The 19,399-nt window shown below is 38.1% G+C and carries 20 protein-coding genes and 1 pseudogene; 14 read left to right on the top strand and 7 right to left on the bottom strand.

Annotation, left to right across the window (positions count from 1 at the left end; genetic code table 11):
* Positions 1-322 precede the first annotated feature (322 nt).
* The 4 genes from infC (at position 323) to MKY49_RS16320 (ending at position 1,911) form a co-directional block, all read left to right on the top strand.
* The gene (infC, locus tag MKY49_RS16335) at positions 323-826 is read left to right on the top strand and encodes a translation initiation factor IF-3 (protein WP_016994853.1); all 504 of its coding nucleotides are present in this window, start codon (positions 323-325) and stop codon (positions 824-826) included.
* A gap of 31 nt (positions 827-857) precedes the next feature.
* The gene (gene rpmI / locus MKY49_RS16330) at positions 858-1,058 is read left to right on the top strand and encodes a 50S ribosomal protein L35 (RefSeq protein WP_004226312.1); all 201 of its coding nucleotides are present in this window, start codon (positions 858-860) and stop codon (positions 1,056-1,058) included.
* Positions 1,059-1,115: 57 nt separating this feature from the next.
* Entirely contained in the window at positions 1,116-1,475 is a 360-nt protein-coding gene (rplT, locus tag MKY49_RS16325) for a 50S ribosomal protein L20 (RefSeq protein ID WP_004226314.1), read from the top strand.
* 172 nt (positions 1,476-1,647) lie between these two features.
* Positions 1,648-1,911 carry a DUF1294 domain-containing protein gene (locus MKY49_RS16320; RefSeq protein WP_274794051.1) on the top strand — a complete coding sequence of 88 codons (264 nt, stop codon included), beginning with the start codon at positions 1,648-1,650 and terminating at the stop codon, positions 1,909-1,911.
* 23 nt (positions 1,912-1,934) lie between these two features.
* Here the strand turns inward: MKY49_RS16320 and MKY49_RS16315 are convergent, their stop codons facing one another.
* A complete protein-coding gene (locus MKY49_RS16315; protein ID WP_274794050.1) occupies positions 1,935-2,330 on the bottom strand; it encodes a sigma-w pathway protein ysdB in 396 nt (131 codons plus the stop codon).
* A gap of 105 nt (positions 2,331-2,435) precedes the next feature.
* Here MKY49_RS16315 and MKY49_RS16310 point away from each other — a divergent pair, with 105 nt between their 5' ends.
* The 3 genes from MKY49_RS16310 (at position 2,436) to argF (ending at position 5,265) form a co-directional block, all read left to right on the top strand.
* Complete coding sequence (locus MKY49_RS16310) at positions 2,436-2,921, top strand: dUTP diphosphatase (protein ID WP_274794049.1); 486 nt, start codon at positions 2,436-2,438, stop codon at positions 2,919-2,921.
* A 95-nt stretch (positions 2,922-3,016) separates the two neighbouring features.
* Positions 3,017-4,105: a M42 family metallopeptidase gene (locus MKY49_RS16305; protein ID WP_274794048.1), complete on the top strand. Its 1,089-nt coding sequence runs from the start codon at positions 3,017-3,019 to the stop codon at positions 4,103-4,105.
* A gap of 194 nt (positions 4,106-4,299) precedes the next feature.
* Entirely contained in the window at positions 4,300-5,265 is a 966-nt protein-coding gene (gene argF / locus MKY49_RS16300) for an ornithine carbamoyltransferase (protein WP_274794047.1), read from the top strand.
* Positions 5,266-5,542: 277 nt separating this feature from the next.
* Here argF and MKY49_RS16295 read toward each other — a convergent pair whose 3' ends face one another.
* Together MKY49_RS16295 and sspI are read right to left on the bottom strand one after the other, a co-directional pair.
* On the bottom strand, positions 5,543-6,922 hold the full coding sequence (locus MKY49_RS16295; RefSeq protein WP_341386685.1) for an FAD-binding oxidoreductase: 1,380 nt from the start codon (positions 6,920-6,922) through the stop codon (positions 5,543-5,545).
* A 78-nt stretch (positions 6,923-7,000) separates the two neighbouring features.
* Positions 7,001-7,210, bottom strand: a complete 210-nt coding sequence (gene sspI, locus MKY49_RS16290; RefSeq protein ID WP_341386684.1) for a small acid-soluble spore protein SspI — start codon at positions 7,208-7,210, stop codon at positions 7,001-7,003.
* Between the two features lie 236 nt (positions 7,211-7,446).
* Here sspI and MKY49_RS16285 point away from each other — a divergent pair, with 236 nt between their 5' ends.
* Entirely contained in the window at positions 7,447-7,971 is a 525-nt protein-coding gene (locus MKY49_RS16285) for a sigma-70 family RNA polymerase sigma factor (protein ID WP_274794044.1), read from the top strand.
* 197 nt (positions 7,972-8,168) lie between these two features.
* Positions 8,169-10,295, top strand: coding sequence for a putative bifunctional diguanylate cyclase/phosphodiesterase (locus MKY49_RS16280; RefSeq protein ID WP_341386683.1), 2,127 nt, complete (start codon positions 8,169-8,171; stop codon positions 10,293-10,295).
* Positions 10,296-10,343: 48 nt separating this feature from the next.
* Here MKY49_RS16280 and MKY49_RS16275 read toward each other — a convergent pair whose 3' ends face one another.
* The 3 genes from MKY49_RS16275 to MKY49_RS16265 all read right to left on the bottom strand — a co-directional run bounded on the left by MKY49_RS16275 (position 10,344) and on the right by MKY49_RS16265 (position 12,262).
* Entirely contained in the window at positions 10,344-10,535 is a 192-nt protein-coding gene (locus MKY49_RS16275) for an H-type small acid-soluble spore protein (RefSeq protein ID WP_274794041.1), read from the bottom strand.
* A gap of 12 nt (positions 10,536-10,547) precedes the next feature.
* On the bottom strand, positions 10,548-10,712 hold the full coding sequence (locus MKY49_RS16270) for a YfhD family protein (RefSeq protein ID WP_274794040.1): 165 nt from the start codon (positions 10,710-10,712) through the stop codon (positions 10,548-10,550).
* A 140-nt stretch (positions 10,713-10,852) separates the two neighbouring features.
* Positions 10,853-12,262 carry a LysM peptidoglycan-binding domain-containing protein gene (locus MKY49_RS16265; RefSeq protein WP_341386682.1) on the bottom strand — a complete coding sequence of 470 codons (1,410 nt, stop codon included), beginning with the start codon at positions 12,260-12,262 and terminating at the stop codon, positions 10,853-10,855.
* Positions 12,263-12,405: 143 nt separating this feature from the next.
* On the opposite strand from MKY49_RS16265, the gene MKY49_RS16260 reads away from it, so the two are divergent.
* Together MKY49_RS16260 and MKY49_RS23050 are read left to right on the top strand one after the other, a co-directional pair.
* A complete protein-coding gene (locus MKY49_RS16260; protein WP_341386680.1) occupies positions 12,406-13,755 on the top strand; it encodes an FAD-binding oxidoreductase in 1,350 nt (449 codons plus the stop codon).
* Positions 13,756-13,845: 90 nt separating this feature from the next.
* A pseudogene (locus MKY49_RS23050) lies at positions 13,846-13,902 on the top strand (hypothetical protein); the annotation flags it as partial.
* Positions 13,903-14,164: 262 nt separating this feature from the next.
* Here MKY49_RS23050 and MKY49_RS16255 read toward each other — a convergent pair.
* Positions 14,165-14,560: a (deoxy)nucleoside triphosphate pyrophosphohydrolase gene (locus MKY49_RS16255; protein ID WP_341386679.1), complete on the bottom strand. Its 396-nt coding sequence runs from the start codon at positions 14,558-14,560 to the stop codon at positions 14,165-14,167.
* Positions 14,561-14,755: 195 nt separating this feature from the next.
* On the opposite strand from MKY49_RS16255, the gene MKY49_RS16250 reads away from it, so the two are divergent.
* The 3 genes from MKY49_RS16250 to pheT all read left to right on the top strand — a co-directional run bounded on the left by MKY49_RS16250 (position 14,756) and on the right by pheT (position 19,380).
* On the top strand, positions 14,756-15,520 hold the full coding sequence (locus MKY49_RS16250; protein ID WP_341386678.1) for a TrmH family RNA methyltransferase: 765 nt from the start codon (positions 14,756-14,758) through the stop codon (positions 15,518-15,520).
* A 392-nt stretch (positions 15,521-15,912) separates the two neighbouring features.
* Complete coding sequence (pheS, locus tag MKY49_RS16245) at positions 15,913-16,950, top strand: phenylalanine--tRNA ligase subunit alpha (protein ID WP_274794035.1); 1,038 nt, start codon at positions 15,913-15,915, stop codon at positions 16,948-16,950.
* Positions 16,951-16,962: 12 nt separating this feature from the next.
* Positions 16,963-19,380 carry a phenylalanine--tRNA ligase subunit beta gene (gene pheT / locus MKY49_RS16240; RefSeq protein WP_341386677.1) on the top strand — a complete coding sequence of 806 codons (2,418 nt, stop codon included), beginning with the start codon at positions 16,963-16,965 and terminating at the stop codon, positions 19,378-19,380.
* Positions 19,381-19,399: the final 19 nt, after the last annotated feature.

Here is a 19,399-nt window from a genome sequence, read left to right as displayed (position 1 = left end):
GTAGAGATAAGAAATTAAACATTTGACAACTTATCATATACATGCTAATATAATTAAGGTTAATGAATACAAAGTTTGTGGTTGAAGTAGAGGCTGCCCGCTTCTCACCTGATACAACGCTTTAAAGGCTGTGAACAGGTATGACACGTTGAATTGTTTTGCGTAAACTTGCGCATGCACATATAGCGGGCGGACATCTTCAAAAATGTCCGTCCTTTTTTTATGGACATGACAAGAGGATGTACCGTTCAACCGGGCAAGGCTTTGCCCAAACCATGTATTCGCGACAACTACTTGGAGGTGGATTACTATTAGCAAAGACATGTATGTAAACGAAGGCATTCGCGCACGTGAACTTCGATTAATCGATCACAATGGTGACCAGCTTGGTGTAAAGACACGTAATGAAGCGCTAGAAATCGCCGCTCGTGTAAACTTGGATCTTGTCCTTGTGGCCCCTCAAGCCAAGCCGCCAGTCGCTCGTATCATGGACTATGGTAAATTTAAGTTTGAACAGCAAAAGAAAGACCGTGAAATTCGTAAAAATCAAAAGGTCATCGTAATGAAAGAGGTTCGTCTGAGCCCAACTATCGATGAGCATGATTTCCAAACGAAGTTACGTAATGCGATTAAATTCCTTGAAAAAGGCGATAAAGTAAAATGTAGCCTACGTTTCAAAGGTCGTGCGATTACACACAAAGAGATTGGTCAGCGTGTGTTAGATCGTTTTGCTGAAGCTTGTGCTGAAGTATCAACGGTAGAACAAAAACCGAAGATGGAAGGCCGAAGCATGTTCTTAGTTCTTCAACCAAAGAACGAGAAATAATATTAGACGAACAGTTTAGGAGGAATTCGACATGCCAAAAATGAAAACTCACCGTGGAGCTGCGAAACGTTTCAAAAAAACGGGTTCAGGTAAATTAAAATACGACCGTGCTTATGGAAGTCACTTATTCGCAAACAAATCTACGAAACAAAAACGTCACCTACGTAAAGCAAACATCGTTTCATCTGGTGACTTCAAACGCATCAAATCTTTACTTGTTTACATGAAATAATTGACTACAAAAAAATACTAACATTCATTTTTTAATGAAAAGCAGGAGGTAATTCATATGCCACGCGTAAAAGGCGGAACAGTGACGCGCAAACGTCGTAAAAAAGTATTAAAATTAGCTAAAGGTTACTATGGTTCAAAACATACATTATACAAAGTTGCTAACCAAGCAGTAATGAAGTCAGGTCAATATGCATACCGTGACCGTCGTCAGAAAAAACGTGATTTCCGTAAATTATGGATCACTCGTATCAACGCAGCTGCTCGCATGAATGGTCTTTCTTACAGCCGTTTAATGCACGGTTTAAAAGTTGCAGGTATCGAAGTTAACCGTAAAATGTTAGCTGACCTTGCTGTAACTGATGCTGCAGCATTCACTCAATTAGCAGACGCTGCAAAAAAAGCAGTAGCTAAATAATAGTTGACAATGTCAATTATTATTTCTGCACCGAAAGCGTAGCGACAGGTGCAAAATAGGAGATTCCTACACCGAAAGCGTAGCGACAGGTGCCAAAAAGACTGATGGATTTTTCCATCAGTCTTTTTTATGTTAGATTAGTAGTATAACGTTTTTTGATAAGGAGTAGAGAATGGGACAAGCATTATTAGCTTATATGGGTATACTATCAATTGTGCTGCTCATTTTAATGGGTATGGACAAATCTCGTGCGAAAAAGCATGAATGGCGAATTGCAGAGCGCACTTTGTTTACATTAGCTATTGTAGGAGGGGCAGTTGGTGGTGTACTTGGTATGTATTTATTCCGCCACAAAACACGCCACAATAGTTTTGCATTTGGGTTTCCACTACTAGCAGCCATTCAACTATTTATTGTTGTACAATTGTGGGTTTAAACGAAAATAAGAAAAACACATCCTCATGAAGAGGATGTGTTCCGCATAAGCTGTTCAATGGGCTGCTTCCAATTAATTTTAGCACTTGGATAGTTCAATAAAATTTCTTGCTGTAAATATTCAAAGTCGCTCTTGGTGAAGCCTTGCAACGTTGCAGCATCTCGAGCACCAACGAAGATAGTGACAACCTCGAAGGCATCTTCTGTCGTACCCAGGTATTTTTCACCTTCAAAAAGAGCACCCTTATAAGAAATAAAGAAATTTTTGCGGACATTTTTAACGTCATCATAAAAATAATATTGGCCTTTTTCATAGGCTTCATCAAGTTTGCGTTTAGGATCGGTTATATAACGAATCGCTTTATAAAATACATAGATAATAAGCGCTATTACAGCAAGTCGAATTAGTAACGGCAACATGTTTAAATTTCCCCCTTGAAGAAAGGTTATTCTTTCCTATACGATTAGAGAGGTCAAATGGTTTCACTTTTACTTAAATATTTTTTAGAAATTTAGGAGAAAAAAATGAATTTACAACAATTGTTTACTATGCAAAAAGAGCTTGATGATTTTATCGAGCAAACACAAAATATTCAACAAGATGTATTTCAAGAAAAGGGCTTGGCATTAATGGTAGAGCTTGCTGAGCTTGCCAATGAAACGCGCTGCTTTAAATTTTGGAGTACTAAAGGACCATCAGCACGTGAAGTCATTTTAGAGGAATATGTTGATTCTATCCATTTTATCTTATCCCTTGGCTTATTAAAGGGCTATACATCCATTGAAAAGTGGCCAGTAATTGAAGAGCAAAGAAATTTAACGGAAACTTTTTTACAGACACAAAGTGCTATTTTAACATTTATTCAACAACCTACTCAGGATCACTATTTAACCATTTGGCAATGCTATGGATTACTAGCGTATAATCTTGGATTTACATTTGAGGATGTTGTTGGTGCTTATATTGAAAAAAATCAAGAAAATTATAATCGTCAGCGCTCAGGCTATTAAAATTAAGAAATACACCAATTTTCAGACGATTAAGCTAGGAATATTTCGGTAAACGAAGTATAATAAAGAAGATACAAGAAGTAGGAGGCCAAAGGATGACACAACTAGATCCAACATTACAAATGTTTAAAGATTTAACAGATGCGAATGGTATTGCAGGTAATGAACGTGCACCTCGTGAGGTCATGAAAAAATACATTGCACCATATGCAGACACTGTAGAAACAGATAACTTAGGTAGTGTAATTGCTAAAAAAGTGGGCGATGAAAACGGTCCAAAAATTGTCGTAGCAGGACATTTAGATGAAGTAGGTTTCATGGTTACGCAAATCGATGACAAAGGCTTTATTAAATTCCAAACAGTAGGCGGCTGGTGGAGCCAGGTTATGCTTGCACAGCGTGTAACAATTACTACACGTAAAGGTGACGAAGTGATTGGGGTTATTGGTTCAAAGCCACCACATATTTTACCTGCAGATGTGCGTAATAAAGTGGTAGACATTAAAGATATGTTTATTGATGTAGGTGCTGCTTCTAAGGATGAAGTACTTGAATGGGGCGTACGTCCTGGCGATATGGTAACACCATACTTTGAATTTAACGTCATGAAGAATGACAAGTATCTATTAGCAAAAGCTTGGGATAATCGTATCGGTTGTGCTATAGCTATTGATGTAATGAAAGCGTTACAAAATGAAAAGCACCCAAATATTCTTTATTCTGTAGGAAATGTGCAAGAAGAAGTTGGGCTTCGTGGTGCTAAAACGGCAACACATAAAATTCAACCAGATATTGGCTTTGCAGTTGATGTAGGTGTAGCGGGAGATACTCCAGGAGTTACAGCAAAGGAATCAACTAGTAAAATGGGTGCTGGCCCACAAATCGTTGTGTATGATGCATCAATGGTTTCACACCGTGGCTTACGTGAGTTTGTATTAGATGTAGCAGATGAGCACAATATTCCATATCAATTTGAAGCGATGGCTGGCGGTGGTACAGATGCTGGCTCCATCCATGTAACAGCAAATGGTGTACCAGCACTATCCATCGGTATTGCGACACGCTACATCCATTCACATGCAGGTATCCTACATCGTGATGATTATGATAATGCTGTTAAATTAATGGTAGAAGTCATTAAAAAATTAGACCGTGAAGCAGTGAATAAAATTACATTTGACTAATAAGCAGATGAAGGGTAGCTAGTTTAAACTAGCTATCTTTTTTATGTTGTATGCATAATTATTCAAAAGTACGAATTTTTGTCACATTTGAAGACGAATGAATAATTACTGAAATAAATTATAAAAATTCAGTTGATTTTATATTTATGCATGTTATACTAATTTCAACAGCAACGATATAAGGAGCGAATGCTATGAAATTACTCGAAGAAGTCCAGTTAAAGTTAGTGTCTAGTTTAAAAGGAAAGGATTTACTAACTTTGCTAGACTATACTAGTCAAGAGGTTCAAGAACTTATTGAATTAGCGACACAGCTTAAAATGATTACAAAAGAAGGGAAATGCCCAAGATTATTAGAAGGTAAAACACTTGGCATGATTTTTGAAAAACATTCAACTCGTACACGTATTTCATTTGAAGTTGGCATGAATCAATTAGGTGGAAAAAGTATGTTTATGCATGCTCGCGATTTACAGATTGGTCGTGGGGAATCAATTTATGATACAGCCCATGTATTATCAGGTTATTTAGATGGTATTATGATTCGTGCAAACTCTCACGCAATGGTCAAAGAGTTGGCGGAGCATGCTGCCATTCCAGTTATCAATGGATTAACGGATATTTATCACCCTTGTCAAGCATTAGCGGATTTAGAAACGATTGCAGAGAATAAAGGAATTTTAAAAGGGCTTAAAATTGCCTATGTGGGAGATGGCAACAATGTAGCGCACTCACTTGTTGTTGCTTCAGCACATGTAGGGATGAACGTCGCAGTGGCAACGCCAGTTGGTTATGAATGTGATGCAGAAGTAATCGCAAAAGCACAGGCAATTGCAGCGGCTAATGGCAGTACAATTATGATCACAAATGACCCTGTAGAAGCTGTATTAAATGCAGATGTGGTCTATGCGGATGTTTGGACATCAATGGGTCAAGAGGAAGAGGCGGCAAAACGATTACAAGATTTTGCAGGCTATCAAATTAATGATGAACTAGTTGCCTATGCAAAATCGAATTATATGTTCTTGCATTGTTTACCAGCACATCGTGAAGAAGAGGTTGCGACTTCTGTTATTGACGGGCCTAATTCTTATATTTTTGAACAAGCTGAAAATAGATTACATGCACAAAAAGCAGTGCTAGCATCGATTTTAGCTTAGAATTTGGACATTCTTATGAGTTTGAGAAGTACGATAAAGAGAGTTCACTTGGGCAACAGAGGGTATCCATGTGAATAACATACTGTGGTAGGCAGACAGAGGGATGTATACCGCGCGCGATGTTTGTTGTCAAGATGGATGGCACATCGCTACATAGTAAAGTAACCTGGGAGACGCTAGGTTACTTTTTTACTTGTGAACAAAGATCAGATTGACGTTTTGCTATGAATAAACAATCAACCCGCTGATGATTCGACAATCAGCGGGTTATTGCTAGTTATAGGTTGAAAATCTTTCCTGGATTCATAATGTTATGTGGATCGAGTGCTGCTTTTATACTCTTCATGACTGCTAAAGAGGTACCATGCTCAGTGGCTTGATATTTCATTTTGCCAATGCCAACGCCATGTTCACCTGTGCATGTACCGCCTCGAAGTAAAGCATATTGAACGATCTGTTCATTGAAGCGGTCTGCTTTTGCCTGCTCCTCTTTGTCATTTGGGTTTAACATTAAGAGAGCATGGAAATTACCGTCACCTACATGGCCTACAATCCCACCGGCAAGTCCAACATGATCAAGCTGTTCACGTGCATATAAAATGGTTTCTGCAAGCATAGAGATCGGTACACAGACATCCGTTGACATAAGCTTCTTCCCGGGGTATGCATGAATATACGCATACGCTAACGAATGACGGGCCTCCCAAAGTTTATTACGAGCAGCAGTATCTTGTTCAAATTCAACGGATAGACAATGAAAGTCCTCAAAAATTTCAGTGGCAAATGCTATATCTGCATGCATACCTGCTTCATTACCGTGAAATTCTAAAAATAAAGTTGGTTTTTCGTTGAAGGAAGTATCATTATAGATGTTGGCTTGTGTAATAGAGGCTTCATCGACCAATTCCACTCGTCCAATTGCAATACCTGCCTGCAATAAAGCAGTGACGGCACTGACAGCATCTCCTACTGTGTCAAAAACCGCACGCCCTGCAGTTACAAATTCCGGTATACCATAGACTTTCAAAGTTAACTCAGTAAAGCAGCCAAGTGTCCCTTCTGAGCCAAAAAATAAACCGTTTAGATGATAACCAGAAGAGGACTTTGCCGCCAAATTGCCAGTATGGATAACAGAGCCATCTGCAAGTACAACTTCTAAATCACGAACTTGGTCACGCATGACACCGTAGCGCACAGCAGTAGTACCACTAGCATTAGTTGCTGCCATACCACCCAGTGTGGCATCTGCACCTGGATCTACTGTGAATTGAAGACCATGTTTTTTTAACTCCTTATTTAATTGGGAGCGTGTGATACCAGGCTGTACTTTTACAAGAAGGTCATCTGGTCGAACTTCTAAAATAGCATTCATTTCAGAGAAATCAATAGAAATACCATGTGAAATGGGAATGGCATTGCCTTCCAAGCTAGAGCCAACACCGAATGGTACAACAGGAACAAATTGTGCATGCGCAATTTTTAGGATGGCACTGACATCTGCTGTGGAGCGGGGAAAAACAACGATATCAGGTAGGCTCATCGCATGATGAGATTCATCCTTCCCATGTAGCTGTCGTACCGTTTCGTTGGTTGACACTTGATCTTCTACTAAGACCTGTTTGAGTTGATTGACAATTAATTCTACAGCAATAGTCATTCCAATCCCTCCAAATTTTCTGATAACTAAAACTTTATCATGCATTTATTGGAATTGGAATGCACTCTTCATAAAAAATCAGTTAGCAAATGCTTTTTCTAGTTTTTGAACGAATGAATCTTGTTCAGATGTACTTGATTGTTTCCACCATTTTTCAAAAAACACCCCAAGTCCTGGGAGTAAATGCTCTTCTCCACGGCTAATTGCATCTTCGACAATATCTTTAAATTCAGCTGCAGATTGACCATGGACATTCGCTGTAATGGCATCTCTTATTTGAAAATTCATCTATTTCGCCTCCTTAGTAGTAATTTGTCCAACCTTCGTTTAAATATGTATGAAATCCCACAGAAAATATAAGATTTTTACAATAACATACTGTAATTATGTATAAATATGTAAAGAATTTGAGCCATTCTAAGTTATGTAATGACGAAAAAGACCATTCGCCTTCTATTATCAGCAGCACTAAGATAGGATTACCTAGGAATTAGGACTGTGCATAGTCGATTGGAAAGAAGAAAATGACCATTGAGAGCAAAAAACTGTCGTCTACTCAGACGTTCGAAGAAGTATTAGAAGCTGTGCAACCAATGATTACATCGATAATAACTAAGCTTCAAATTTATAAGGATTTTGATTATTATCGTCAAATTGCTTCTATTGCTGTATGGAAAGCATGGCTAAAAGCACAACCAGCAAAAGGACAATTTTCAGCTTATATATATTCTTCGATAAAAGGAGAGATTTTAAATGAATTATCTAAGGAAAAAAATTATTTAGAGCGAATAACAGTTGTTGAGGATGAAACACTCCATTATATGCTTAGTGAACGTGAGAGAGGGGAGAGTCAAAAAAGTTCCGACTACCTTGAATGTATTTTTACCCAATTAGAGCAGGGAGAAAGACATATAATCGTTCTTTATTATGTAGCTGGTTATAATGATCGAGAGATTGCTGACATCCTAGGTTTATCTAACGCTGTCAGTAAAAAAAGACGAATGAGAGTCATCCAAAGGCTAAGAGAACCAATTTTTCAAGTAGAGTAAAGCACTAAAATATCAAAAGTATGCTAATATTGAAATAAAATGAATATTAGCATACTTTGTTAAAGTGCATACAAATTCCGATAAAAGTGTTATGATTTGTAAGAAGTCAAAGAAATATACAAGTCTAAATTTATTATTCAATATAGATAGATAAATTTTCCTAGTGAATGTTTATAGAGTGGTATGGAGGGTTTGTATTGGAGAAATGGTTTAATCGGGTAGAGAAAAAAGAGGTTTGGTTTATAGTATTGCCACTAATACTTGTCATACCATTATTAAGCTTCAGTCATCAGCTATACGATGTTTTTCAAGGAGACATCTACAGTAATTTAGAATTAGTGATACGAGTATTAATTATTGCATTTACAATGGCGATTGCCATCCAATCCTATTTAGTATTTTCACATTTATTATCAAATCAAACGTTATACATAGGTAATATGTTTTTTGTTGTTTCATTACTAGAATTAGCAGGCTTGTTTTCAAGTCAAAATCAATCCTTACATATAATCTTGCGTTTGTTCCTTTCATTTGGGTTTTTATTTCTTATTTTACATCCTCGAAAACAAATGACCCTCAACTATCGAAAGTTTTCATATGCAAGTTCATTGCTTTTCGTAATAGGAAGTATTTTTCTGGTGTATATGACGGCCGACATCATGACAGGTCAGTTGCTGGATCTTATCGATAATATCGTACACTTATTGGCCATTATTTTTCAAATTTTAACTATCGTTATTATTAGTAGGTACATAAAAAAAATACCGAAGCAATCCATGTTGCTGATTAGTGCAGCTATCTCCTTAATAATTAGCGATGCCTTTTTTATAATTAGTCAAGATCAAAATGCTATTTGGGATTTCTCTGCATTGATCTATCTATTTTTGGCTTTTTACTTTTTCTTAAAAGCCATTTTTTATACATCTGTTGAAAAGCCGTTTCAACAACTGTTAAAAATAAAAAAGGATCTTGAACAATCCCAACAAGAACTTCGGTTTCAAGCTTATCATGATGATATTACACTGTTGCCAAATGAACATTTATTACTAAAAACATTAAAAGACAAATTACACGATAATAATAAAACGCAAAAAGCAATCATAGCCATAGAAATTGACCGTTTTGCAGCTATTCGTTCATCGATAGGGATAAGCAATTCTAATAAAATGATGAAGCTTGTCGCCAAGCGTATACAAACAATTGTACCTCCCCATTATTTTGCTACTAAATTACAAGAGGGACAATTTGTTATTTATATTAACCATGTAAAAACAATTGAAGAATTATTACAATTTTGCTTAAATCTCAAAAGTGCCATGAAAGATCCATTGCAGGTACAATTATTTTCGTTAAATGGCAATCTAAATATGGGGATTGCTCTTTATGAGGATCAATGGACGAGCGAAGAGCTACTGATGCATGCACAGCTAGCAATGCGTGAGGCTAAACAAATACCTCAAAGGTTTCTTTTTTATAAACCGTATATGTCAAAGGGCATCGGAGATCGAATTCTGTTAGAGCAGGACTTACATAATGCATTAGAAAATCAGGAATTTTATTTAGATTATCAACCACAGGTTAATTTAAAAACCGGGACCATTGAATCTGTTGAAGCATTAGTTCGCTGGCGTCATCCAACTCGTGGCTTTATTCCACCTGATGTATTTATTCCGATTGCTGAGGAATGTGGCCTAATTATTCCATTAGGTAAATGGATTTTAGAAACTGCTTGTATGCAAGCGAAAACATGGGAGAGACAAGGGCTACCACAGATGAAAGTAGCAGTGAATTTATCCCTTGGACAATTGTTCCAGCAAGATTTAGTAGAAATGGTAGAACATATATTGCAACGTACAAATTTAGAACCTAAATTTCTTCAATTAGAAATTACTGAAAGTATGACGATGAATATCGATCAAATGACACAGCTTTTACATGAGTTAAAGGCACTTGGCATTCAAATTGCCGTCGATGATTTTGGAACAGGCTATTCATCCTTATCGTATTTAAAGGATTTTCCAATTGATTGTCTAAAAATCGACCGCACCTTTGTAAGAAATGTTCCAAATAATCCGAATGATGAAGCGCTTGTATCCATGATTATTTCAATGGCTAAACATTTACGCTTGAAGGTTGTTGCGGAGGGCATTGAAGAAGTGGAGCAACTATCTTTTCTAATAGAAGGTGGCTGTGATTATATCCAAGGCTACTTATTTAGTAAGCCAATCTCTCCACAGCAAATTTCAGAAACCTTTAGCGAGCTACACCGTCATGTGGAAAACGTTTTAACACCGCTACAATATAATGAGGACTATATGATTTAAAATAAAAAAGGACCTGCTTATTTCCAATAATAAGCAGGTTTTTGATCTTTAGTGAACAAGATATTCTTCCTTTAATTCTGATATATCCACTTCTGATCGCTCTTCTAATGAACGGCGGAGGTGAACTGTCGCTGTTCTCTCATCGTCATGGAGTTTATCGATCCAGATGGAAACGCCATTATAGCTCACTTCATATTCTAGCGGTGAGGCGACAATTTCTTGTGCACGCTGATAATCCAACGGAAGCCCCCCTTATTTTTTCTTCTTATTTTTATTTTGCGCAACTGAGTTAATCAGCTCCATGAACTCTTGAGAAAATTCCTCACTAACCTTGTTTGGTGCTATCTTTTGGTTTTTTGGTGTTTGAGGTAATGAACCTTTATTATTACTTTGACCTTGTTTATTATCTCTTCCCATGTGAGTTGCTCCTTTCATGTTGATATCTTTTAATATGGCTTTGAACTGAATTTTTTATCCCGTAATTAAAATGAGTAAAACGCTAATTCACATGTGGAAAAGTCGCATCAATTTTTGTTTTATGAGAACAATAAGTAGAACTAAGATTTTTTGATGGAAAAATTATTATCCAACAAAGCCCAATTTTGAGGGAATGGGAATCCTAATGCCCAATAACTGATACCACGAAGATTATATTGTTTAACCATGTCAAATTTAGCCTGTGCACTCCTTGCATCTTCAAACCATACCTCATGATTTCTTCCTTGCTCATCAACATATCGATAAAAAGGAGATTGTGCTATCGGATCAAATTGAATCGTTGCCCCATACTTGATGGCCCTATCCAATGCTTCCTGTGGACTGAATGTTTCGGCTTCTTGCCCTTTGACATGTGGTAAAAGCCAGTCTCTTGCATACAGTTCAAAGCCCAATAAAATTTTATCAGCAGGCATTTCCGTTAAAGCATATTCCACCACTCTTCGCATTTCATTAATAGGAGAAATGGCTTGAGGAGGGCCAAAGCGGTATCCCCATTCATATGTCATTAATACTACGAAATCTGCTATTCTACCGTGTGCCTTGTAATCCTGAGCTTCATATAACGTTCCAGCCTGTGTAGCACTCGTTTTGGGTGCGAGAGCCGTGGACACAAGATAACCCTTTGGATGAAGTGTATCAGCTGCTAGTTGAATGAATGCATTATAATTTTCACGATCTGCTGGCAAAACATTTTCAAAGTCAATATTCAAGACTTTATAACCTTTATTTTGCATCACTTGTAAAACATTATTCATCACCTTTTTTTGCAGATCTGCATTGGATAAGACGACATGTGCTAAATTTGAGCCCTCTTCTGTAGAAGTAAAATTAGTGAGCGTTAACATAGGGATGATGTTGTTAGCTTTTGCAGCGATAATCATTTTTTCATCATTTATTGGTTGTAACGTACCATCTTCCTTCATCATATAAGCAAAGGGACTAAAATAAGTTAGTAAATGACCAATTGCATTAATGGAGTCAATTGCTTCTTCTGAAGGTTGGTAGGAATAAGCGTTGACTTCAATCAGTGGTAACTTCCTTGGAATAATTAAATGAGTACCAATGTAAAGCATATTAGGATTAGTAATATTATTTTCCGCCGCAATGGCTTGAATCGTTGTTCCGTATCGCTGAGCTATTTGCCATAATGTTTCTCCTGGCTGCACGCTATGAATAATTGGTGGAATCAATAATTTTGTTCCAGGTGTTATCCTATCAGGATTTGTTAGATGATTTGCTGTCACGATGGATTGTACAGGAACGCTAAATTGATGTGCGATTGACCATAACGTATCTCCACTTCGAACGGTATAAATTATATAAGGAGAAGGAATAACCAGTGATTGTCCGATAGCTAATTGATCGGGTGTAGTCAATGCATTTAATTGACTGAGCGTTTGAACAGGTACAGTATAACGATTAGCAATTTGCCACAGTGTTTCACCAGCACTCACTACATGAATAAGCATAGAACACCTCCAACACGATGATATTAGTGCATCATATGTTTCAATTATGAAAAAGAGAATGTTAGGTTGAGTCTAGTATAAAAGCAAATTCTTTCTAAATTAGTTGCATAGGATAAGTATCATTGTGAGAAAGGGGTTTGATGTTGAAAAAGGTAAAGCTCACGGGTAGAATCGTTACTCCTGAAGATTCTGATTATGAAAAAGCGAGGACGAACAATAATCTAAATAACCCTAAATATCCGAGTGTCATTGTGTTTTGTCAAGAAACGAAAGACGTGGTCAATGCATTGAAGTGGGCTAGAGAAAACAATGAGCCTTTTCGAATTAGAAGTGGACGGCATAGCTATGAAAATTTTTCATTATTAAATAAAGGTCTTGTCATTGACGTAAGCGACATGAATTCTATTTTAATTGATCGGTCAGAAATGACAGCTAAAATCGATGCTGGAGCCAATATGGGTAAAGTATATCGTGCATTATGGGAACACGGTGTAACCATTCCTGGTGGCACAGAAAGCAGTGTGGGGGTGGTCGGCTTATCCCTTGGCGGGGGAATTGGGATGCTATCACGTCCATTTGGTTTAACTTGTGATAGTCTCATAGAAATAGAATTGGTGGTCGCTGATGGACAGGAGGGGGTTCGGGTAATCAAAGCAAATAAGCAAAAAAATAATGAGCTCTTTTGGGCAAGTTGTGGTGGCGGGGGTGGAAACTTTGGCATTGTAACCGCATTGACATTTAAGTTACATGCTATCCATGATGTATCACTCTTCTCTATTACCTGGGGATGGGATGATTTTGAAGTAGCTTTTGATGCATGGCAGAAATGGGCTCCCTATACCGATAAACGTCTAACCTCTCAAATTGAGTTAAAGACAAGGGAAATTGGAGAAATTGTCGCACAAGGGGAGTTTATTGGAACGGCAGCTGAATTAAAGAAATTACTTCGCCCCCTAAGAAAAACAGGTTCGCCAACAAGCATATGGATAAAGGAAGTGCCTTATATCCAAGCAGTAGAATTTTTTGATGTACCAAGTGGCAATCTCCCAGCACTTCGAAAACGGTCAGGATCATTTATTAAAAGACCCTTTCCATATAAGGCGATTCAAACAATGAAAGATTATTTAGTCAATGCTCCCAATCTAAATACAACGATTTGGCAACAAGCTTTAGGAGGTGCAATCAGTGAAATTGCACCAAATCGCACGGCATATTACTATCGAGATGCATTAATTGCTCAAGAATATAATACTTCCTGGGAAAATCCAAATGAAGAAGAACCAAATATCAAATGGGTAGAAAACTTACGGCGAGCTTTATCACCTTATACAGCTGGTGATTATGTTAATTTTCCAGATCTATTGATTCCGGACTGGCCAACAGCCTATTATGGTCATAATTTTAGAAGGCTTCGAGAAGTGAAAACAAAATATGATCCGTTAAATGTATTTCAATTTCCACAGAGTATTCCACCTATTAGAAAATGGTTATAGACATTTAGTAGAGCAGGGTGCAGAGGCATTGCTGCTCTTTTTGATTGCATGATTAGTCATTAGAATACTAATAGTTGTTCGTAATAAGGTGAAAAAAATCGGTCAAGAGGATCAATCCATTATTTTTGTACATGGATTTGTCTGTGATCAAAACATGTGATGTTATAACTCTTAATTGGCGCAGCTGTTAATAGACCAAGCTTTTGTAGAAGATATCGTCGCTCGCTACGGTGGTGAAGAATTAGTTATGATTTTACCAGCTATATTGAACAGAGTGTATTATCTTTGGTTTAGGCATTGAAATGAAGAATCACAGAAGTGACATTGAAAAAAGCAAACGAAGCATTATATGGTCAAAACATTATGGACCAATCAAGTCACTCATTTTCATGAAATAAAGGAATGAGTTTTACTTTTCAGCTAATAATTTTTCGATAGATGGAAGATCTGCTGGTGCAAATGGCAGGTCAAGCAACTGATTAAGAGCTACCCATCTTGCTTCAGCATGTTCAAGTATTTCTGGTACGCCTTGTATGATAGAAGCTTTATAAGTTTCTAAGTGAACGAAAAATTGATCGTATTCATGAAAGGTTTCGGCTACCTGTTCACCTACTCGAATCATACAGTTAAATTCCTCAAGGATTTCGCGATAAAGTGCTTGTTTAGGAGTTTCGCCTTGTTCTATTTTCCCACCAGGGAACTCCCAATAGTTTGCAAGTACCATCGTTGGATTTCTTAAAGCACAGAAAATTTCTTGTTGCTCATTTTCGATAATTGCAGCGACTACATGGATTGTTTGTTTCATTTACATTCTCCCGTCCTTAATTAAACAAATACTTTCAAATATGTATAAGTATAGCATGTTTATTTCTTATCAGTTGCCTAAGCGCGTCTTTTGAAGATTGGAAAAATAACAGTTTTTTCACATGGCTATGAAATTAGCCATTTTCTAAGGTATAATAATGGTCACTATATAGGAAAAAGGCGGTAAGAAGTAGCGATGAAAAGAATCGAATCTACGCAAAATGCGTTAGTGAAATATTGGAAGAAGCTAGCGACAACTAGAAAAGAACGTGAACGATCAGGTGAATTCATAGTAGAGGGCTTTCATCTTGTTGAAGAAGCATTAAAAAATAAAGAGCAAGTATTGCAAATTATTGTACGTGAAGGTATTGATTTACCGATGTTATGGCCGATTGATGATGTCGCTATTGTAGAGGTAACGACAGTGGTAGCGAAGGAATTTGCTGAAACTGAAACATCACAAGGTGTTTTTGCTGTGTGCAAACAGCCGGTATTAGAGGATGAAGTGATGGCAACTTGGCGCAAAGTCTTATTAATAGATGCTGTCCAAGATCCTGGTAATATCGGTACAATGCTCCGTACAGCAGATGCGGCAGGATTAGATGCTGTTGTTTTAGGAAAGGGTTGTGCCGATATTTACAATCCTAAAACACTACGTGCCGCACAAGGCTCTCATTTCCATATCCCAGTAGTACGTGGAGAATTGGCTGAATGGATCGATTTGCTACAGGAGCAAAGTGTACCTGTATTTGGAACTGCCTTGGATGAGGATGCAGTACCATATAGTGATATCAAGCATACGGGTTCATTTGCGATTATTATGGGGAATGAAGGAAGCGGCATTCAGCCACAACTGCTGGCGAAGACTGATCAAAATATGATTATTCCTATTTTTGGACAGGCTGAATCTTTAAATGTGGCAGTAGCAACGGGAATCGTTTTATATGGCTTTGTGAAGTAATTTAAAGATAATTGCGAGATTCAGGCGGTTGTCTCTTGATTTGCTACAGTTTATTCATGTATAATCTAAGCTAAAATTAAGTTTAAATAGTAAATGCTTTGACCGGGAAGTAGTAAAGATTGTGAATGGACGACAGGGAGCGTAAGGCCAGAGATTGAGAGCCAACGCCGTACCAATGCAGTTTTGAATTCAGCCCGCGAGCAGCAACCGGGACCAGCTTGATGCTGTAAAGGTATGCCGGCTTTATCAAGTCGTTATGTCAATGAAGTGATTGTAAGGATAGTTGACCTTGCAATAACTAGGGTGGTACCGCGAATATGTCCTCGTCCCTTTTTAGGGGCGAGTTTTTTTATGTCAAAAAACAGGCATGTATTTTCTAAGGAGGTTTTATCATGGAAGAGCAATTAAAACAATTAGAGCAAGAAGCACTTGCTAAAATTGAAACAGCTGCAAATTTAAAAGAATTGAATGAAGTGCGTGTTGCATATCTAGGAAAAAAAGGACCGATCACTGATTTATTAAAAGGGATGGGGAAATTATCAGCTGAAGAGCGACCAAAAATGGGCGCTTTAGTGAACAATGTTCGTGAAAATGTGACAGCAGTATTGGAGTCAAAAGTTGCTGTACTTGAAGAAGCGGCTATTGCTGAAAAATTGGCAAGTGAGTCGATTGATGTTACTTTACCTGGTCGTGAAATCAAAGTTGGCAATCGTCATCCTTTGACACGTGTCGTTGAAGAAATTGAAGATTTATTTATCGGAATGGGTTATGAAATTGCTGAGGGTCCAGAAGTAGAAAAGGACTACTATAACTTTGAGGCACTGAATTTACCAAAAGGACATCCTGCTCGTGATATGCAAGATTCGTTCTATATTTCCGAGGAAATATTACTTCGTACACATACTTCCCCAGTACAAGCTCGTACAATGGAAGCTAAAAAAGGAGAAGCTATTCGTATCATTTGTCCTGGTAAAGTGTTCCGTCGGGATAATGATGATGCAACACACTCCCATCAATTTATGCAAATTGAAGGTTTAGTCATTGGCGAAAATATTCGTATGAGTGATCTAAAAGGAACACTCGATACATTAGCGAAAAAAATGTTCGGTGCAGACCGTGAAATTCGACTTCGTCCGAGCTTCTTCCCATTCACTGAGCCTTCAGTAGAAATGGATATTTCTTGTTTCAAATGTGGTGGAGCAGGTTGTAACGTATGTAAAAGCACAGGCTGGATCGAGATTCTAGGTGCAGGTATGGTTCATCCAAATGTCTTAGAAATGGCTGGCTATGATCCGAAAAAAGTTTCTGGTTTTGCATTTGGTATTGGTGCCGAACGTATTGCGATGTTGAAATATGGTGTCGATGATATTCGTCATTTCTATACAAGCGACACTCGTTTCTTATCACAATTCGAGCGAACAGAAGCGTAAGGGGGATAAAACATGTTAGTATCATTAGAATGGTTAAAAGATTATGTTAGTACACAGGACTTGGCACCTGAGCTATTAGCTGAAAAAATTACACGCTCTGGTATCGAAGTAGACGCAGTAATCGATCGAGCTAATGCTATGGATAAAATTGTGGTAGGTTATGTTGTATCAAAAGAAAAACATCCAGAAGCAGATAAATTAAATATTTGCCAAGTAGATGTAGGAGAAGAAGAGCCACAACAAATTATTTGCGGGGCTCCGAATGTAGATGCTGGTCAAAAAGTAATTGTTGCTCGCCCGGGTGCACATTTACCAGGTGGCATTAAAATTAAAAAAGCTAAACTTCGTGGCCATGAATCAAATGGTATGATTTGTTCATTACAAGAGCTTGGGATCGAAGGGAAGCTTGTCCCTAAGGCTTATTCAGAAGGGATCTACGTACTGCCAGCGGATGCAGAAGTAGGTTCAGATGCACTGGCAATTTTAGGCTTACGTGATACAGTACTAGAGTTAGGCCTAACACCGAATCGCTCAGACGCTCTTTCTATGCTAGGTGTAGCTTATGAGGTAGGCGCAATTCTTTCAGAGGAAATTAAATATCCAGAAATTGCGTATCAAGTAGCTAGTGAAAAAGCACAGGATTTCCTGAAGCTTCGTGTGGAAGATTTACAAGCGAACCCAATGTATGTAGCAAAAGTAGTGAAAAACGTAAAAATCGGTGAATCACCAATGTGGCTACAAAATCGCTTAATGGCTGCGGGTGTACGCCCACACAATAATGTCGTAGATGTAACGAACTATGTACTAATGGAATATGGTCAACCTCTGCATGCTTTTGACTATGATAGCATTGCAACTGGCGAAATCGTCGTTCGTAAAGCAACAGAAGGTGAAAAAATTACAACATTAGATGATCAAGAACGCACATTAAAAGCTTCAGATTTAGTCATTACGAACGGTAAAGAGCCTGTCGCAATTGCGGGTGTAATGGGTGGTGCCAATTCAGAGGTAACGGATTCTACAACGACTGTAGTCATTGAATCAGCTTATTTCGATGGTTTAACAGTGCGCCAAACGTCTCGTCACCTTGGCCTACGTTCAGATGCATCTGCACGTTTTGAAAAAGGGGTAGACCCGAACCGTGTTTTACCTGCTGCTGAACGTGCTGCCGCTTTACTAGCTGAATTAGCAGGTGGTGAAGTATTAGAGGGTACATGTGTAGTAGATGAATTAGAAAAAGCACCAGCACGAGTTGTTGTTTCCCCAGATTTTATTAATGAGCGTTTAGGAATGAAGATATCTTTAGAAGATATGCTTTCAATTTTAGAGCGTCTAAAATTTGGTGTAGAGGCAGCAAATGGTTTATTAATTATTGATGCTCCAACACGTCGCCAAGACATTAAAATTGAAGAAGATATCGTAGAAGAGATTGCCCGTCTTTATGGGTATGATGAAATCCCTATGACGTTACCAGAGGGTGCAACACAAGTGGGCAATCTAACATCTTACCAAGCAAATCGTCGTGTTGTGCGTCATTTCATGGAGGGTGCAGGGCTTTATCAAGCTGTAACATATTCATTAACATCTGATGCATTATCACAACGCTTTGCCTTGAAAGCCGAGCCAGTAACTCGTTTACTAATGCCAATGAGTGAGGAGCGTTCTACATTACGTCAAAGTCTTATTCCGCACTTAATTGAAGCGGCTGCGTACAATGTAGCGCGTCAAGCTGAAGGTGTGGCCTTATATGAAATTGGTTCAGTGTTCCTTGGTCAATCAAATGAGGGGCAACCGTATGAGGAAGAGCATGTGGCAGCCGTACTAACTGGTAAATGGCTAGACCATGCTTGGCAAGGCGAGAAAAAAGCGGTAGATTTCTTTGTACTGAAAGGTATTGTAGAGGGCGTAATCGGAAAACTAGGCTTAGAAAATCGCATTTCATTTGTGAAGGCACAAGTCGATGGATTACACCCAGGACGTACAGCTAGCATTTTATTAGATGGCGAACAAGTCGGCATTATTGGAGGACTTCACCCAGCAGAACAAAAAGCATGGGGTGTAAAAGACACATATGTCATGGAAATGAACTTAGTTGCTCTCTTACATGCAACGACACAAGAAGCACCACTTGCTTACACACCAGTGCCTCGTTTCCCAGCTATGTCACGTGATATCGCTCTTATTATGGACCGTGACACAACAGCAGGTGAAGTAATCAATGCTATTGATGCAGCAGGCGTGAAATTACTAAAAGACATCCGCGTATTTGACGTTTACGAAGGAGAGAAAATGGAGCCAGGTAAAAAATCTGTTGCCTTCTCACTCACATACTTCGATCCAGAACATACTTTAACAGACGAAGAAGTAGTAGCTGCACATAACAAAGTGTTAAAAGCTATTGCGACGATTCCAGGCACAGAAGTACGCTAAAATTATTATCAAAAGACTG

Source organism: Lysinibacillus sp. FSL M8-0134 (assembly GCF_038069745.1).
In the GTDB taxonomy this organism is placed as follows: Bacteria; Bacillota; Bacilli; order Bacillales_A; family Planococcaceae; genus Lysinibacillus; species Lysinibacillus irui.
The sequence above is the reverse complement of the archived record's forward strand: the minus strand, read 5'-3'. Positions and strand labels throughout refer to the sequence as shown.

Excerpts from the sequence above, each read along its gene's own strand:
- MKY49_RS16315 (WP_274794050.1), bottom strand. The coding sequence starts at position 2,330 with ATGTTGCCGTTACTAATTCGACTTGCTGTAATAGCGCTTATTATCTAT.
- argF (WP_274794047.1), top strand. The coding sequence starts at position 4,300 with ATGAAATTACTCGAAGAAGTCCAGTTAAAGTTAGTGTCTAGTTTAAAA.
- MKY49_RS16255 (WP_341386679.1), bottom strand. The coding sequence starts at position 14,560 with ATGAAACAAACAATCCATGTAGTCGCTGCAATTATCGAAAATGAGCAA.
- MKY49_RS16265 (WP_341386682.1), bottom strand. The coding sequence starts at position 12,262 with ATGCTTATTCATGTAGTGAGTGCTGGTGAAACACTGTGGCAAATTGCT.
- MKY49_RS16250 (WP_341386678.1), top strand. The coding sequence starts at position 14,756 with ATGAAAAGAATCGAATCTACGCAAAATGCGTTAGTGAAATATTGGAAG.
- rplT (WP_004226314.1), top strand. The coding sequence starts at position 1,116 with ATGCCACGCGTAAAAGGCGGAACAGTGACGCGCAAACGTCGTAAAAAA.
- pheT (WP_341386677.1), top strand. The coding sequence starts at position 16,963 with ATGTTAGTATCATTAGAATGGTTAAAAGATTATGTTAGTACACAGGAC.
- infC (WP_016994853.1), top strand. The coding sequence starts at position 323 with ATGTATGTAAACGAAGGCATTCGCGCACGTGAACTTCGATTAATCGAT.
- MKY49_RS16285 (WP_274794044.1), top strand. The coding sequence starts at position 7,447 with ATGACCATTGAGAGCAAAAAACTGTCGTCTACTCAGACGTTCGAAGAA.
- MKY49_RS16310 (WP_274794049.1), top strand. The coding sequence starts at position 2,436 with ATGAATTTACAACAATTGTTTACTATGCAAAAAGAGCTTGATGATTTT.
- pheS (WP_274794035.1), top strand. The coding sequence starts at position 15,913 with ATGGAAGAGCAATTAAAACAATTAGAGCAAGAAGCACTTGCTAAAATT.
- MKY49_RS16305 (WP_274794048.1), top strand. The coding sequence starts at position 3,017 with ATGACACAACTAGATCCAACATTACAAATGTTTAAAGATTTAACAGAT.
- rpmI (WP_004226312.1), top strand. The coding sequence starts at position 858 with ATGCCAAAAATGAAAACTCACCGTGGAGCTGCGAAACGTTTCAAAAAA.
- sspI (WP_341386684.1), bottom strand. The coding sequence starts at position 7,210 with ATGAATTTTCAAATAAGAGATGCCATTACAGCGAATGTCCATGGTCAA.
- MKY49_RS16295 (WP_341386685.1), bottom strand. The coding sequence starts at position 6,922 with ATGACTATTGCTGTAGAATTAATTGTCAATCAACTCAAACAGGTCTTA.
- MKY49_RS16320 (WP_274794051.1), top strand. The coding sequence starts at position 1,648 with ATGGGACAAGCATTATTAGCTTATATGGGTATACTATCAATTGTGCTG.
- MKY49_RS16270 (WP_274794040.1), bottom strand. The coding sequence starts at position 10,712 with ATGGGAAGAGATAATAAACAAGGTCAAAGTAATAATAAAGGTTCATTA.